Below are 15953 nucleotides of genomic sequence, written 5' to 3' on the forward strand. Positions count from 1 at the left end.
TTTTTAGTATAGCATAAAGAAATAACATATGCGTTTATCATGTTAAGACGTTGTTTAAGTAATTTTTCAATGTTTCATTTATTATTGTGTTATTAAACGAATTGAGGGGATAGAAATGGAATTTAATGCGCTATTAAAGCAGGCAAAGCAAATTAGAACGCAATACCATGCGTTAGAAGAAAAGCATCATGGGAAAGCGTGGTCAGTTGAAGAAGATGCGTTAGCGTTTTTGACAGATGCAGGCTTAGTAGGAAGGCTTGTAATGGATCAGCAGAAAAGTTGGCCGAAGCCGGATAGTACAGGTCAGCTGGAGCATAAATTAGCAGAATGCATATGGTGGCTCATGGTAATAGCCGAACGTACAGATGTAGATTTAGAGCGTGAAGTGAAGCGTTTGTTTAATCAGTTAGAGGAGAAGACAAAGTAAGGAGGGGATAATGTGTTTTCTATATTTAAATCAGTGCCTTCAATATCGATAGAAGAATTGGAGCATTTAGTTAAAAAAGATATTAAACTCATCGATGTCAGAACACCAGGTGAATTTAAGAAAGGTCATATTAAAGGTGCAAAGAACGTGCCATTGAATTATATTGAGGATTACAAAAGGACAGAAACGGTATATGTCATTTGTCAGTCAGGTATGAGAAGTAAGCGTGCAGTTAAAGCGTTAAGAAAGCATGGAGTAGATGCAATTAACGTAAGAGGCGGTATGAGTATGTGGCGTGGACATAGAGTAATAGGTAAGAAATAGAGGTGCATTAGCATCTCTATTTTTTTAAGCAGTTATATTTGTGACAAAAATCAGACGATTTTTAAAGCTGCATTTAATATACAACTTTAAAGTGTATAATCGATGTATAGATTCTGGATAAAAACATTGGGGTGAAAACATGATTGATTATAATGAAAAGCCGTTTATTGTAATATGGGAAGTAACGAGAGCCTGTGAATTACATTGCTTACATTGTCGTGCTGAAGCACAAGTGAATAGAAATCCATATGAGCTATCAACTGAAGAAGGTAAAGCGCTAATTGACGATATTGCACAAATGGATGGTCCGATGCTTGTATTCACAGGTGGAGACCCATTGATGCGTGAAGATATATTTGAACTGAGTGAATATGCAGTACAAAAAGGTGTACGTGTATCGATGACACCAAGTGCAACGCCCAATGTAACAAAAGAGAGCATGCAGCGTGCACGAGATGTAGGATTATCACGATGGGCATTTAGTATAGACGGTCATACTAAAGAGATTCATGATCACTTTAGAGGAACTGAAGGCAGTTTTGACTTAACGATGCAGGCGATTGATTATTTAAAGGAACTTAAGATGCCTTTACAAATCAATACGGTAATTAGTAGATATAATATAGATTATTTAGAAGAGATGGCAGAAATGGTAGAACAATTGGGTTGTGTGTTATGGAGTGTGTTCTTTTTAGTACCAACAGGTCGTGGTAAGACTGAAGATATGGTATCCCCGGAAGATCATGAACGCGTCTTCAGATTCTTGAATAAATTAAGAAAGACAGTGTCATTTGGTATAAAGACAACATCAGCCCAGCACTATCGACGTGTTGTATTGCAGGAACAGATACGTCAGATGAAGAAAGACGGTACATTTAATGCGATTAACTATGAAGATAGTTTAACAACGATGGATATTAATACGATTGATGGACTTGGACGTGCGCCAAAAGGTGTGAATGATGGTAATGGATTTGTATTTGTATCTCATATAGGGCATGTTTATCCAAGTGGTTTATTACCAGTAAACTGTGGTAATGTGAGACACCAACCTTTAAGTGAAATTTATGTTAACTCAGCAATATTACAAGATTTAAGAACACCAGATAAGTTTAAAGGTAAATGTGGCATGTGTGAATTCCGTTATGTGTGTGGTGGGTCAAGAAGTCGCGCATATGCGGTTACAGGTGATTATATGGAATCTGAACCTTATTGTGTATATCAACCGAAAGCGTGGATTAGACATAAACGAAGTTTAAAATAAATTGAAATAGTCCTTATAGGGCTATTTTTTTATGAAAATTATGTAAATACGATATGATAAAGTAAATAAATTTAAGGAGTATTATTTTGCAAATTTTTAGAGTTCATCCGAATCATGAAATAAGTGCGCGATATTTGGATAATAGGAGACTATCTAAGCAAGTACTGGAACTATATCAGATTATTAGAGTATGTCTTGCAGAGATGAATGTTATTGAAGGGAACACAAGATACTTGCATCATCCAATCGTGAAACATGTATATAATGAAGGGCATCCGTATATTATAGATACTTATAAAATGCTGGAAGCAATGGATAAGGAGCATCAAAGAAGGGGTGGAAAACGTTCTAAAAACTTTAAAGAAGACTTAAAAGTTTTAGAAGGTATAATACTTCAGCACGAAACAAAATTTAATTCATTACCACTACCTCCGTTTTACGTATATGGTGATGATAAATTATATGGCAATGAAGCGTATGAAGCATACAAGCAACTACTTCAATTAAAATGGAAGAACGATACAATTGCTCCAAGATGTAGTATTGTACGCTAATAGAAAATAATGTAAACTTATTTTTTAATTAATCTGAAAATTCATATATTCAAACACACTTTAAAGTGATATAATAAAAAATTAATTTCACAATAAAGGAGTGTATGATTATTAACGCTAAAACGAAATTAACATTTAAAGAAAACATGTTTATCGGATCAATGCTATTTGGACTATTCTTCGGGGCTGGAAACTTAATTTTCCCGATACACTTCGGACAAATATCAGGTAGTAATGTATGGCTTACGAATTTAGGATTCCTTATTACTGCAATTGGTTTGCCGTTCTTAGGTATCATCGCAATCGGTATATCTAAAACGAACGGCGTTTTTGATATTTCAAATCGAGTAAATCGTTCATATGCATACATATTCACGATTCTTCTATATTTAGTTATCGGGCCACTATTTGCACTACCTAGGCTTGCAACAACGTCGTTTGAGATTGGTTTTTCTTCATACGTGACAGAACAAAATGGAAAACTGTTTTTATTTATTTTTAGTTTATTATTCTTTTTAGTTGCATGGATGTTCTCACGTAAACCATCTAAAATATTAGATTATATCGGGAAGTTCTTAAACCCTGTCTTTTTACTACTGTTAGGTGTTTTAATGTTACTTGCATTTATTAAACCGATGGGAAGTATCGGAAGTGCGCCTATACAGGCAGACTATCAATCTAACGCTGTACTAAAAGGCTTTATCGATGGATATAATACGTTAGATGCACTCGCATCACTTGCATTCGGTATTATAATCGTGACGACAATCAAAAAGTTAGGAATTACAAACCCAACACACATTGCTAAAGAAACAGTGAAGTCAGGATTTATCAGTATTGTACTTATGGGATTAATTTATACATTGCTTGCGGTTATGGGTACGATGAGTTTAGGACAGTTTAAAGTAAGTGAAAACGGTGGGATCGCATTAGCTCAAATTGCACATTATTACTTAGGTGACTACGGAATTATCTTGTTATCATTAATCATTATCGTCGCTTGTTTAAAAACGACAATCGGATTAATTACAGCATTCTCTGAAACATTTACTGAATTATTTCCGAAAAGAAGCTACTTAATGTTCGCAACAGTCGTAAGTATCGTATCGTTCGTTATTGCAAATGTCGGATTAACAAAAATTATTACATACTCTATACCAGTATTAATGTTCTTATATCCATTAGCGATTACACTTATTTTACTGACATTATTCAGTAAGTACTTCAATCATTCACGTACGGTTTATCAATTTACAACATACTTTACGATGATTGCAGCATTTGTGGATGGTTTAAAAGCAAGCCCTGAGTTTATTGCGAATACAGCTTTCGCGAAAGGGATTGTCAACTTTGGAGACCACTATTTACCGCTTTCATCGATTGGGATGGGATGGGTATTACCGGCAGTAATCGGATTTGTGATTGGATATATCGTTTATTTAGCAAGAGGGAAAAAAGCAGTGACAGGAGTTTAATATTTCACGTGAAACGCCTTACAGATTTTCTGTAAGGCGTTTTAAAATTAGTTCGGTGGATGGAAGGCGTTTTTTATCATATTTTTCTCTGATTTTATAGGCTTTTTGAGCGTATTTAAGGGCATTAACATAGTCTTTATTATCAAAATAGAGTTTAGATAAATGCTGATATGCAAATCCATTTATTACGATGTCATCATTTATTGATATACATTCCTCGAATAATGCTTTTGATTTATCGAAGTTATTACACCAATGATAAACAGAAGCGAGTCTTATGATAGCAGTTGCTTTATGTCGTTCATCTTTACTTGAATCGATAAATAACAATCCAAGCTCGATAGCGTGATTATATTGACCTAACATTCTTAAGAAAGAAACGACTTCTGGATTATGCTCATTACGACTGCACCAATATTCAGTGTAATCTTTATCATGAAGTACCTCTCTTAAAGTGTAAGGATTGATAAAATACGTTGGATATTTCATAGAACACCTCGAAATAATTATATATTTATCTATATTAAATTATTACATCATTTTAAATTTTGTCAAAATTTTATGAGAAATGTATAATTGAAGCAATATAATGAGTGATTGAGGTGCTAATGTGAGACTTGAAGAAGTAAATAGAACAAATATAGATGCAATTATTAATTTAAAGGTTAAAGAAGAGCAAAAATATTATGTCGCTCCTAATATTAGATCTCTAGCAGATGCATATGTTTACAGAAATGATGGTGTAAATCCATATGCTGTGATAAATAAAGATAGAGTAATAGGTTTTATAATGTTTGATAAGCATGAATCGAAAGAATCCGTTTGTATAATTTGGAGAATGATGATAGGTGAGCAATACCAAGGGAATGGATATGGGAGAATGCTGATTGAATTAGCCAAAGAACATGCAATAGAAAAAGGTTATCAATATATTATGGCAGATTATATTAAAGATAATCTGGCAGTTAAAAATTTATTGGAAAGCAGTGGTTTTAAAGAACAGGGAATAGATGATTATAACCAAGTGATAATGATATATAAACTTTGACAAGGAGTATTTATGAATAAAGTTAAGCTGTACGATATTAATTACGACAGTAATAATTCTATGGTGTGTTTTGAGGTTGTAAGTATAGATGAAGAAGTTATAGATGTACGTATAATAGTCACGACCGGAATATATACATTTGATTTTACCTCAAGTTTTTTTGACTTTGACAAAGTTACTCTGGATTCAGTATCAAATATAGGGGATCATCATTTTACCGAACCAGACTTCTGGATAACTACTCTAAGTTTAATGAATGATACTGTAACATTTTATATTAATATTGATAATGGAGCTTTACACAACAATATGTATACTGAATCAGGAGTAGCAGTTCGGCTGAATGTAAGTCCTTTAGAATTTATTCGTTTATTTAGAAGTATATCTGAATTATTTAATGAATAGGAGTGTTTACTATGGATAAAATAGAATTACAGGAAGCGCATGAAGCGGTAACGCGTGCTTTAGATGAAGTTGCAGTAATAAAGAAGCAGGTGGATAAGGCGAAGGGCTGGAGCTGGTTCGATATTATGAGCGATAGCATTTTAGGAAGTTATTTCAAAAGAGAAAGAATTAAAGGGATAAATAATAGTGTTGTAAGTCTTCAAAAGCACTTGAGTAAAGCTGTTGCAGAATTGAAAGATATCGATCTGGATGTCGACTTGCATATATCTGATAATCGTAATGATCAGCTGCTTGATGTGTGGTTTGATAATATCTTTACGGATGCACGTGTACATAAAGAAATTAATATGTTACAAGATAATTTAAAACGTTTAGAATCTCAGCTTCATGATATTTTAGGTGTGTTGAATAAATATTTATAATGCTTTTTTAATATCTTGTATTCTTGCAAGGAACTTCATATTATAGAAGTTCTTTTATTTATGATGAAAAAGTTTTGAAAGTAGGGGTAGGATGATTATACGAGGCTTAGTATCGGAGCTTATTTGTTAGTAACGCATCTATTCATAAGTCATACTTCGAACTAATTAGGGTATATGATAGGTAAACTGTTATGGAGTGAGTCGATGAAACCGATTAAGATTATTGGAGCAAAACAGAATAATTTAAAAGATATTACAGTAGAAATTCCGAAGCATAAACTGACGGTTTTCACAGGTCGTTCTGGTTCGGGTAAGTCATCGCTTGTATTTAATACGATAGCTGCAGAGAGTGAACGTTTGCTCAACGAGACGTATAGTACGTATATTCAGAATCAATTGCAGCATTACGATAAACCGATTGTTGATCGTATTGAAAACTTGCCAGTTTCAATGGTTATTGGTCAGGACAGAATTGGAGGTAATTCCAGATCTACTGTCGGTACAATTTCAGATATTTACTCAGGTGTAAGATTGTTATGGTCACGCATAGGTACACCATTCGTGGGATATTCTATGGATTTTTCTTTTAATAATACGAATGGTATGTGTAAAACGTGTGATGGACTTGGTTATATAGAAGATATAGATCTGAATGAGTTACTGCATTTTGACCGTTCGCTTAATGAAGATGCGATTAACTTTCCGTCATTCTCTCCGGATTCATGGCGTGGTAAGCGATACTTATATTCCGGTTTGTTTGATAATAATAAAAAACTAAAAGATTATACGAAGGAAGAATTGGATACGTTTCTCTATCAGGAGCCGATTAAACTGAAAAATCCACCTTCAAACTGGCCAAAGACAGCCAAATTTGAAGGGCTTATCTATCGATTCAGAAGATCATTTTTAATAAACGATACGTATGAAAAGAAGAAATTTATTAAAGATGTAAATCGCATCGTGACTGAACAAGTATGTCCAGATTGTCACGGTAAGCGTCTCAATGACAAAATTTTAAGCTGTAAAATTAATGATTTAAACATTGCGGAGTTTTGCGATTTAACGATAGATGACGAGATACAATTTTTGAAAGAAATTAAGGATGATAAAGCAAAGTATATAATCGAACCTCTTGTTAAGCAGCTAGAAGCTTTAAAACGTATAGGTCTAGGTTATTTAACATTAAGTCGGGAAACTACGACTTTATCAGGAGGAGAGTCGCAGAGAATTAAACTCATTAGACATTTAAATAGCCCGTTAACAGATTTGGTTTATATTATTGATGAACCGAGTGTCGGACTTCATCCTGAAGATATCGAAAATATTAATCAAATAATGCTTTCGATTCGTGATAAAGGGAATACGGTTCTCGTTGTTGAGCATGATCCGGATGTAATAAAAATTGCAGATTATTGTGTCGATATAGGACCTGGAAGTGGTAATCATGGTGGAGAAATTATATTTACCGGGAAATATAATGCATTGCTCAAAGCTGACACACCAACGGGTCAGGCACTCTCCCGTGTACATCAGTTTAAACCGAATGTTAGGACTGCATCTGATTTTATAAATATAGAACATATTACTAAAAATAATTTAAAAGATGTATCAACGCGAATTCCTAAAGGTGTCCTTACTGCAATTACAGGTGTCGCTGGTTCTGGAAAGAGCACATTAGTCCAGACAGGATTAAGGAATCGAGCAGATACGATTTATATTGATCAAAAGCCAGTGCACGCAACAAATCGATCTAACTTACTGACGTATTTAAATCTATTTGATGATATTAGAAACTACTATAGTAAAGCGACAGGGCTTAAAAAAGGGATGTTTAGTTATAACTCTGAAGGCGCATGTCCGAACTGCAATGGGAAAGGTGTTATAAAGACGGAGCTTGCATTCATGTCAGACTTTGTACAAGTATGTGATGAGTGTCATGGTGACAGATACCGCGAAGAAGTAAGAAGTGCTAAAGTGAATGGCTATTCTATTGTAGATTTATTGAATCTTTCAGTGGATGAAGCTATTGGCGTTATACCTATAGATAATGTTAATAAAGTACTGAAAAGCGTTGTGCGTACCGGCCTTGGCTATATGACGCTCGGTCAATCACTTGATACACTTTCTGGTGGCGAAAGCCAGCGTGTTAAATTGAGTCGTTATATTAATGAATCAGTGAAGAATCATTTATTTATATTTGATGAACCTACAACAGGACTACATGAAGAGGACATCGATACTTTAAAGCTTGTATTTGATTATTTAATTGATCAAGGTAATACGGTAATAATTATAGAACATAATTTGACGATGATGACATATGCAGACTGGATTGTGGATATCGGTCCTTATGCAGGTTTTGCAGGAGGTAAAGTACTTTATAGCGGATTACCAAAAGGCATATTACAAGTAGAAGGTTCATTAACAGGGAAGCACTTATCGAGGTATATAAAATAACAAAAAAACAATCTATACAAATTGATTTGTGTAGATTGTTTCTTTTGTTATTTGATAATAATAAATATTTTTTCTTGAGAAATATTTGACTACTGATAAAATAGATTTTCTCAGGTTAAATATTGTGATATTATTCACAATGTGTTATATTAAAAGTGAAATTAATGCTAAAGTTGAAGGAGGGTCATTTATGGCCGAAGTAAAGCTTACCCCAAAATTATTCTTATTTAAAGTGCTTAATGGTGTCGCTTTAGGGATTGTTGTAGGTTTAATTCCAAACGCAATTCTTGGAGAATTATTTAAGTATTTAACGCAGTACCATCCTTTCTTTGGAACATTGCTGAATGTAGTAGTTGGTATTCAGTTTACAGTACCTGTTATCGTAGGTGTATTAATTGCAATGCAGTTCAAGCTTAATCCTTTGCAAACAGTCATTGTAGGTACGGCAGCTTTTGTTGGTAGTGGTGCAGCTGTATTTCAGGATAAGGCATGGATGCTTGTAGGTATTGGAGATTTAATCAATACAATGATAACTGCTTCAGTTTCAATTTTAATTATATTATGGATAAAAGATCGTCTTGGTTCTCTTAATATTATTTTATTACCGATTATCGCAGGTGGATTGGCAGGTCTTATTGGTATTTTAAGCTTACCTTATGTTAAGTTAATTACAAGCTCCCTCGGTCAGCTTGTAAACAGTTTTACCAATTTACAACCAGTAGTAATGTGTATATTAATCGCAGTTGTATTCAGCATTCTTATCGTATCACCGATTTCTACTGTAGCGATTGCAATTGCAATCGGTATTTCTGGTATGGCATCAGGCGCTGCAAACTTAGGTGTAGCAGCTGCAGCTACAATGCTTGCAATTGGTTCAATCAGAGTTAACCAATCAGGTGTTACAATCGCTATTCTTATGGGTGCTATGAAAATGATGATGCCAAACTTAATCAAATATCCGATAATCATGTTGCCAATTACAATTACAGCAGCTGTAAGTGGTTTAATGGGTGCATTGTTTAACATTCAAGGTACACCAGCATCAGCGGGATTTGGTTATGCGGGGCTTGTAGGACCAATTAATGCTTTAAAATTCATGGAAGGCAGTCTATTAATGAATTTAGGAGTATTAGCAATATGTTATATTGTAGTGCCTGTTACTGTAGGATTAGTTGTTCATAATCTTTGTTTGAAAATGAAAGTATATCCTAAAGAAGTATTTAAATTCCAAACTGAAGAATAAGGGGGAAATGACAATATGTATAAAATTGCAATTGCCGGTGCCGGCGCTATGGGCGGAAGAATTGGAACGTATTTAAAACGTAACGGAGAAGATGTTGTTTTAATTGATCGTTGGCAGGAACATATAGATGCTATTAATCAAAATGGTATGGAAATTCAGACTGAAACTGAAACTTATACAGTTCAGATACCAGCGATGCAGCCTGAAGAAGTACAGAAGCAATTTGATTTAATTGTACTGTTAACAAAAGCAATGCATTCAGATGATATGTTAAAAGCTTTAAAGTCAGCAGGAGCAATCAAAGAAGACACAGTAATACTTTCAATGATGAACGGTTTAGGTCATGCAGAAAATTTATCAGCATATGTTCCTAAAGAACAAATATTCCTCGCTGTAACAATGTGGACTGCGGGGCTAAGAGGGCCTGGTAAATTATTATTAGAAGGTTCAGGAGGCATTGACTTCCAACGTTCGGATGGAGAGGCGGATGCTCGTACGGAGAAAGTCGCACAAGTATTAAATGATGCGGGATTGAATGCCAATATAAGTGATGATGTATTCTTCTCTATTTGGTCTAAAGCAGCAGTAAACAGTGTGTTAAATCCACTATGTACAATACTGGATAAGACGATTGGTGAGTTTGGAGCATATGAAGCATCACGTGAAATGATTACGCCGATATTAAAAGAGTTGGTTGCCGTTGCAAATGCACGAGGAACAAATGTTGAATATGAGCCTTTACTCAAAAAAATTGAAGCTACTTATCCGAAAGAGACACAAGGATTGCATCATCCATCAATGCATCAGGACTTTACGAACAAACGTTTAACAGAAATTGATTATTTGAATGGTCAGATTGCGAAGTACGGTAAGGAACTAGGTATCGCGACACCTGCAAATGAACTGATAACACATTTAATTCATCAGTTAGAAATGAAATATTAGTTGAAGTAGATGATGTGTTTAAACGAACGTTTCGCGTGGAACAATTTAGAAATAAATCTACCGGTGGCTCTGGTTTAGGGATTTATATTGCAAAGTCACTAGCAGAACAGATTGGTAGTAGCATTAGCATTCAAAGTAAAGAGAATGAGGGTACGACAATTACATTAATCATAAATAAAACCCAGACGGTATAGCGATTACTCAGTGCTATACCGTCTGGGTTTATTGTTTGAAATGATGCAGTAAATGTGGGTTATCTATCCATGTCACCATTGAAAATAGAGTTTTTAACGACTACATAATCAACTGTTCGAATAGATTCTAAATCTTTTCCGCCTGCATATGAAATTGAAGATTGTAAGTCTTGTTCGATTTCTATTAACGTATCTTTTAATGAACCTTTATGCTCAACGAACATCTTTTTACCTTCGACGTTTTTGCGTTCACCTTTTTGGAATTCAGATGCGCTACCGAAATATTCTTTATATAACTTACCATCTTTTTCAATCGTTTCTCCTGGCGATTCTTCATGTGCTGCAAATAAAGAACCTACCATAATCATAGATGCACCGAAGCGAATAGACTTTGCGATGTCACCGTGTGTACGGATACCACCATCAGCAATAAGCGGCTTACGCGCTGCTTTCGAACAGAGCTTAAGTGCTGCAAGCTGCCATCCACCCGTACCAAATCCAGTTTTAATTTTAGTGATACATACACGACCCGGACCGATACCTACTTTTGTAGCATCAGCACCTGCATTTTCAAGTTCGCGTACAGCTTCGGGTGTGCCGACATTACCTGCAATCAAGAAACTTTCAGGTAAGTGTTGTTTAATATGGCGAATCATATTAATCACTTGATCTGAATGACCGTGTGCAATATCAATTGTAATGTATTCAGGTATTAATTTTTCTGCTTTTAATTCTTCGATGAAAGTATATTCATTATCTTTTACACCGACAGAAATTGAAGCGAATAGACCTTTGTCCTGCATAGCCTTAATAAAAGGCTTTCGTCCAGCTTCATTAAAGCGGTGCATAATATAGAAATAATCATTCGCTGCAAACCATTCAGCAAGTGATTCGTTCATAACGGTTTGCATATTTGCGGGTACTACAGGTAACTTAAATTTTCTTGGTCCGAACTGAATGCTTGTGTCACATTCCGAGCGACTTTTTACAATACATTTGTTAGGGATAAGTTGTATATCTTCGTAATCAAATACGTCTGTCATGTTAAATGCTCCTAAAAGTTTATTTCCGAACGATTATTAGAATTTATTTTTTAATATTCGTTCATAGAGTAATTTACACGTATATGTTCATAAAGTAAAGAAAAAATATTTAGAAAATAAAATTTTTAATTATAAAAGGCATGGACAATATTTTGTCCATGCCTTATTAGATTTGACGTTAATTAATTTCAGCATCCAGATCAACTTCATCAATGTTAAGACCCATCGCTTGTGCAACACCTTGTCCGTATGCAGGGTCTGCTTTATAGCAATGTCTGATGTGGCGATGTTTAATGTGTTCAGATACTGGTGCCATTTCGTTTGCTGTATTATCGAATAAACGTTGCTGTTCTTCAGGTGATAATAAATTAAATAATTTACCTGGTTGTTCAAAATAATTATTATCATCTTCGCGGAAATTCCATTCATATGCAGCGCCGTCTAATGGTAATGCTGGTTTTTTATAGCGTGGATCATCCTGATGATGTCCGTATTGGTTAGGGTAGTAGTTAGTATGGCTGCCTACGTTTCCATCTACACGCATTTGACCGTCTCTAGAGAATGGACATCCACCACCTGTAACGCCTTTAGGCTGGTTAACAGGAATCTGGAAGTGGTTAACGCCTAAACGGTAACGTTGTGTATCACCGTATGAGAATAAACGGCCTTGCAACATTTTGTCAGGTGAAAAATCAATACCTGGAATAATATTAGTTGGTGCAAATGCTGCTTGTTCTACTTCAGCAAAGTAGTTTTCAGGGTTGCGATTAAGTTCAAACTCTCCAACAGGAATTAAAGGATATTCATCTTTAAACCAAACTTTCGTTAAATCAAATGGATTATCTTTATGATTTTTCGCTTGTTCTTCTGTCATTACTTGAATGTACATTTTCCATTTCGGGAAGTTACCTTCTTCGATTGCATTGAATAAGTCACGTTGACTTGATTCACGGTCAGTAGCGATAATAGCATTCGCTTCTTCAGTCGTTAGGTTTTCAATACCTTGTTCTGTTCTGAAATGGAACTTCACCCATACACGCTCACCCGCATCGTTGTACATGCTATATGTGTGAGAACCGAATCCATGCATATGTCTGAAACCTTTAGGAATACCACGATCACTCATTAAAATTGTAACCTGGTGCAGTGCTTCAGGAAGAGAAGTCCAGAAATCCCAGTTACTTTCAGGATTATGCATATTTGTCTTTGGATCACGTTTTACAACGTGGTTTAAACTTGCGAATAATTTCGGGTCACGGAAGAAGAATACAGGCGTATTATTCCCTACTAAATCCCAGTTACCTTCTTCAGTGTAAAATTTAAGTGCGAATCCACGAATGTCACGCTCAGCATCAGCTGCACCACGTTCACCGGCAACTGTTGAGAAACGGGCGAACATTTCAGTTTGCTTGCCAATTTCAGAGAAAATCTTTGCGTTAGTGTATTGCGTAATATCATGCGTTACAGTAAATGTTCCAAATGCACCTGAACCTTTAGCGTGCATACGGCGTTCAGGAATCACTTCACGATCAAAATGTGCCATTTGTTCTAAGAAATAAATGTCCTGCATCAGTAATGGACCACGTGGACCTGCTGTCATTGAATTTTCTCTATCACCAACAGGTGCACCGAATAATCCGCGCAATTGGTTATTGTCGTTGTTGCTCATCAAAAAAACCTCCTAAATTATAATAATTCTAACTTAATATTAATTATAATTTAGGAGGGAGATTATATCAATTAATATGGCTTTGATTAAGTGTATTATAACAACAAATAATAAATTAGTTAATCAATAAGGTTTAGTATGGTTGTCTGATTTTCCATTTAAATGGTGATTCAAACTGATTCCAATCTGCTTCAATTTCATCAGTTTTTAATAAACAATCATCCAGAGATTTTGTAATCATTTCTTCATCAAGATCAATACCGATAATGACAAACTTCGTATGACGATCACCGTACTCTGGATCCCATTCCGATAGTACTTCAGGTCTATCTGATAATATTTCATTCTTCTGAGCCTCACTCATCGCATCTACCCAGAATGTAACGGGATTGATGTCTACAGATGGACCAGTTTGAGAAAATAAACATGCGACCGTATTATAATTAGCAAGCCATATGATACCTTTAGCACGAACGATACTCGAATGTATATTGTTCATCCAATTTGCAAAACGTTCGGGATGAAATGGGAGACGTCTATGATATACGAACGATGAAATACCGTATTCTTCAGTCTCAGGTGTATGGTTGTGATGACCTTCTGTCAGCTCTTTAATCCATCCTGCAGAATCAGATACTTTCTCGAAGTCAAACCGATTTGTATTTAATATGAGGTTTGGATCTACTTCCGCATGCGATGTTTTGATAAATAATGCTTCAGGTTGTAATGAGCGTAGCACTTGTTCGAGTTTTTCTAGTTCATCTTCTGTTACTAAATCGATTTTATTTAATATGAGGATATCGCAAAACTCAATCTGATCGATGAGCAAGTCTGCGATTTCACGCTCATCGGCCTCTCCAACGGCCTGCTTACGGTCGAGTAATGTATCACCTGACTGAAAATCTTTTAAGAAGCGGTGCGCATCTACAACAGTAACCATAGAATCTAAACGACAAATCTTTGTTAAGTCGATATTCATTTCTTCATCGATGTATGAGAATGTTTGTGCGACTGGTATTGGTTCTGATATACCGGTTGATTCAATGACGATGTAGTCAATGCCGCCTTTATGTACAAGTTTTTCTACTTCAATTAATAAATCTTCTCTCAATGTACAGCAAATACATCCGTTTGATAACTCAACGAGTTGTTCATCTGTTTTATCGAGATGACCTTCATTTGCAACGAGGTCTGCATCAATATTTACTTCTCCCATATCGTTTACAATAACAGCGATTCGCATTCCTTTTTCGTTGCGTAGTAAATTATTCAGTAGCGTCGTTTTACCTGACCCTAAGTAGCCGCTTAACACCGTTACAGGCACTTTATGATTCATAATACTCCTCCTAAATAGTAATGATTACGATTTATAGAGTAACATAAATATAAGTGCATGTAATATAAAAAGCATAAAAAATTCGAGGCAATCGATGCCTCGAAAAATTATTAATTGACGATATAATCGGGTTTTTCGCCACATGATACTTTGTAAACATTTTGTGTAACGATATCAGCCATCATATCTCGTGCTTCAAACGTTGCATTACCGATATGTGGTGTAATCACTACGTTATCTAATGTTTTCAGTTTATTATTAATTTCAGGCTCAAACTCAAATACATCAAGTGCTGCACCTTCGATAATGCGCTTTTCAAGTGCATCTGCAAGTGCTGCTTCATGTACAACAGGTCCGCGAGATGCGTTGACTATGTATGCGGTAGGTTTCATCATTTCTAATTGAGGTGTATCAATCATATGCTTCATTGAAGGGTTATAGGACGCATTAATTGTTACAAAATCAGATTGTTTTAATAGTTCCTCCAATGTAACATACTTTGCATCGATACCTTTTTCCCTATCTTCGTGGCGATTAGGCCCAGTGTAAAGGATATCCATATCGAATCCTTTAGCACGTCTTGCTACGGCTTGACCGATTTCACCTAGTCCAATGATTCCGATCGTTTTTCCTGAGACTTCACGTCCTCTGAAGAAAAGTGGTGCCCAACCATTAAAACCGGTTGTTCTGCATAATTGATCACCTTCAACGACACGTCTTGCACTTGCGAGTAGAATCGCCATTGTTAAATCTGCAGTTGCATTAGTCGAAGCGTTTGGTGTGTTTGTAACGTCTATTCCTTTAGTACGTGCATACGCACAATCGATATTATTAAATCCTGCACCATAGTTAGCAATGACCTTTAAGTTTGGAGCGGCATCAATAATTGATTTATCAACATTTGTAGATAACAGACTGATCAAGGCATCCTTATCTTTTATACGGCTGATTAAAGTATCATTATCAATTAGTGTATCACCTTCAAATACATCTACTTCAGTAAAGTGATCCTGTAGAAACTTAAGGCCTTTTTCAGGTATTTCTCCAGCTACTAATACTTTCATAAACTACATCCTCCTATCATACGTTTACTTCTATAGTATCAAATTAAGAGAGGACTTCATAATATATGGAATGTAATCCTTAA

At 35.3% G+C, this 15953-nt stretch carries 17 protein-coding genes; 12 read left to right on the forward strand and 5 right to left on the reverse strand.

Annotation, left to right across the window (positions count from 1 at the left end; translation table 11 throughout):
* The first annotated feature begins 115 nt into the window (after nucleotides 1-115).
* From LAU42_RS00275 to brnQ, 5 genes are all read left to right on the forward strand, one after another.
* Entirely contained in the window at nucleotides 116-427 is a 312-nt protein-coding gene (locus LAU42_RS00275) for a nucleoside triphosphate pyrophosphohydrolase family protein (RefSeq protein ID WP_224183759.1), read from the forward strand.
* A gap of 12 nt (nucleotides 428-439) precedes the next feature.
* Nucleotides 440-751: a rhodanese-like domain-containing protein gene (locus tag LAU42_RS00280; RefSeq protein WP_224183760.1), complete on the forward strand. Its 312-nt coding sequence runs from the start codon at nucleotides 440-442 to the stop codon at nucleotides 749-751.
* 139 nt (nucleotides 752-890) lie between these two features.
* Nucleotides 891-2015 (forward strand): TIGR04053 family radical SAM/SPASM domain-containing protein, encoded by a 1125-nt coding sequence (locus LAU42_RS00285; RefSeq protein ID WP_224183761.1) that lies wholly within the window; start codon nucleotides 891-893, stop codon nucleotides 2013-2015.
* An 86-nt stretch (nucleotides 2016-2101) separates the two neighbouring features.
* Nucleotides 2102-2569 carry a pyrimidine dimer DNA glycosylase/endonuclease V gene (locus LAU42_RS00290; protein WP_224183762.1) on the forward strand — a complete coding sequence of 156 codons (468 nt, stop codon included), beginning with the start codon at nucleotides 2102-2104 and terminating at the stop codon, nucleotides 2567-2569.
* Nucleotides 2570-2673: 104 nt separating this feature from the next.
* On the forward strand, nucleotides 2674-4044 hold the full coding sequence (brnQ, locus tag LAU42_RS00295; protein WP_224183763.1) for a branched-chain amino acid transport system II carrier protein: 1371 nt from the start codon (nucleotides 2674-2676) through the stop codon (nucleotides 4042-4044).
* Nucleotides 4045-4062: 18 nt separating this feature from the next.
* Here brnQ and LAU42_RS00300 read toward each other — a convergent pair whose 3' ends face one another.
* Nucleotides 4063-4533, reverse strand: a complete 471-nt coding sequence (locus tag LAU42_RS00300; RefSeq protein ID WP_224183764.1) for a tetratricopeptide repeat protein — start codon at nucleotides 4531-4533, stop codon at nucleotides 4063-4065.
* 121 nt (nucleotides 4534-4654) lie between these two features.
* On the opposite strand from LAU42_RS00300, the gene LAU42_RS00305 reads away from it, so the two are divergent.
* The 7 genes from LAU42_RS00305 (at nucleotide 4655) to LAU42_RS00335 (ending at nucleotide 10758) form a co-directional block, all read left to right on the forward strand.
* Nucleotides 4655-5092, forward strand: a complete 438-nt coding sequence (locus LAU42_RS00305; protein ID WP_224183765.1) for a GNAT family N-acetyltransferase — start codon at nucleotides 4655-4657, stop codon at nucleotides 5090-5092.
* A gap of 12 nt (nucleotides 5093-5104) precedes the next feature.
* Nucleotides 5105-5497 (forward strand): hypothetical protein, encoded by a 393-nt coding sequence (locus LAU42_RS00310; RefSeq protein WP_224183766.1) that lies wholly within the window; start codon nucleotides 5105-5107, stop codon nucleotides 5495-5497.
* 11 nt (nucleotides 5498-5508) lie between these two features.
* Entirely contained in the window at nucleotides 5509-5919 is a 411-nt protein-coding gene (locus LAU42_RS00315; RefSeq protein WP_224183767.1) for a hypothetical protein, read from the forward strand.
* A 204-nt stretch (nucleotides 5920-6123) separates the two neighbouring features.
* Entirely contained in the window at nucleotides 6124-8376 is a 2253-nt protein-coding gene (locus LAU42_RS00320; protein ID WP_224183768.1) for an ATP-binding cassette domain-containing protein, read from the forward strand.
* 190 nt (nucleotides 8377-8566) lie between these two features.
* Nucleotides 8567-9619 (forward strand): PTS sugar transporter subunit IIC, encoded by a 1053-nt coding sequence (locus LAU42_RS00325; protein ID WP_224183769.1) that lies wholly within the window; start codon nucleotides 8567-8569, stop codon nucleotides 9617-9619.
* Between the two features lie 15 nt (nucleotides 9620-9634).
* Entirely contained in the window at nucleotides 9635-10564 is a 930-nt protein-coding gene (locus tag LAU42_RS00330; RefSeq protein ID WP_224183770.1) for a ketopantoate reductase family protein, read from the forward strand.
* Nucleotides 10565-10578: 14 nt separating this feature from the next.
* Nucleotides 10579-10758: an ATP-binding protein gene (locus tag LAU42_RS00335; RefSeq protein ID WP_224183771.1), complete on the forward strand. Its 180-nt coding sequence runs from the start codon at nucleotides 10579-10581 to the stop codon at nucleotides 10756-10758.
* Nucleotides 10759-10817: 59 nt separating this feature from the next.
* On the opposite strand, the gene guaC is transcribed toward LAU42_RS00335, so the two are convergent.
* The 4 genes from guaC to LAU42_RS00355 all read right to left on the reverse strand — a co-directional run bounded on the left by guaC (nucleotide 10818) and on the right by LAU42_RS00355 (nucleotide 15870).
* Nucleotides 10818-11801: a GMP reductase gene (guaC, locus tag LAU42_RS00340; RefSeq protein WP_224183772.1), complete on the reverse strand. Its 984-nt coding sequence runs from the start codon at nucleotides 11799-11801 to the stop codon at nucleotides 10818-10820.
* Nucleotides 11802-11979: 178 nt separating this feature from the next.
* On the reverse strand, nucleotides 11980-13470 hold the full coding sequence (locus tag LAU42_RS00345; RefSeq protein WP_224183773.1) for a catalase: 1491 nt from the start codon (nucleotides 13468-13470) through the stop codon (nucleotides 11980-11982).
* A gap of 133 nt (nucleotides 13471-13603) precedes the next feature.
* Entirely contained in the window at nucleotides 13604-14806 is a 1203-nt protein-coding gene (locus tag LAU42_RS00350) for a GTP-binding protein (protein ID WP_224183774.1), read from the reverse strand.
* Nucleotides 14807-14916: 110 nt separating this feature from the next.
* Nucleotides 14917-15870: an NAD(P)-dependent oxidoreductase gene (locus LAU42_RS00355; RefSeq protein ID WP_224183775.1), complete on the reverse strand. Its 954-nt coding sequence runs from the start codon at nucleotides 15868-15870 to the stop codon at nucleotides 14917-14919.
* Between the last annotated feature and the right edge of the window lie 83 nt (nucleotides 15871-15953).

The organism is Macrococcus armenti, from assembly GCF_020097135.1.
Lineage (GTDB): Bacteria > Bacillota > Bacilli > Staphylococcales > Staphylococcaceae > Macrococcoides > Macrococcoides armenti.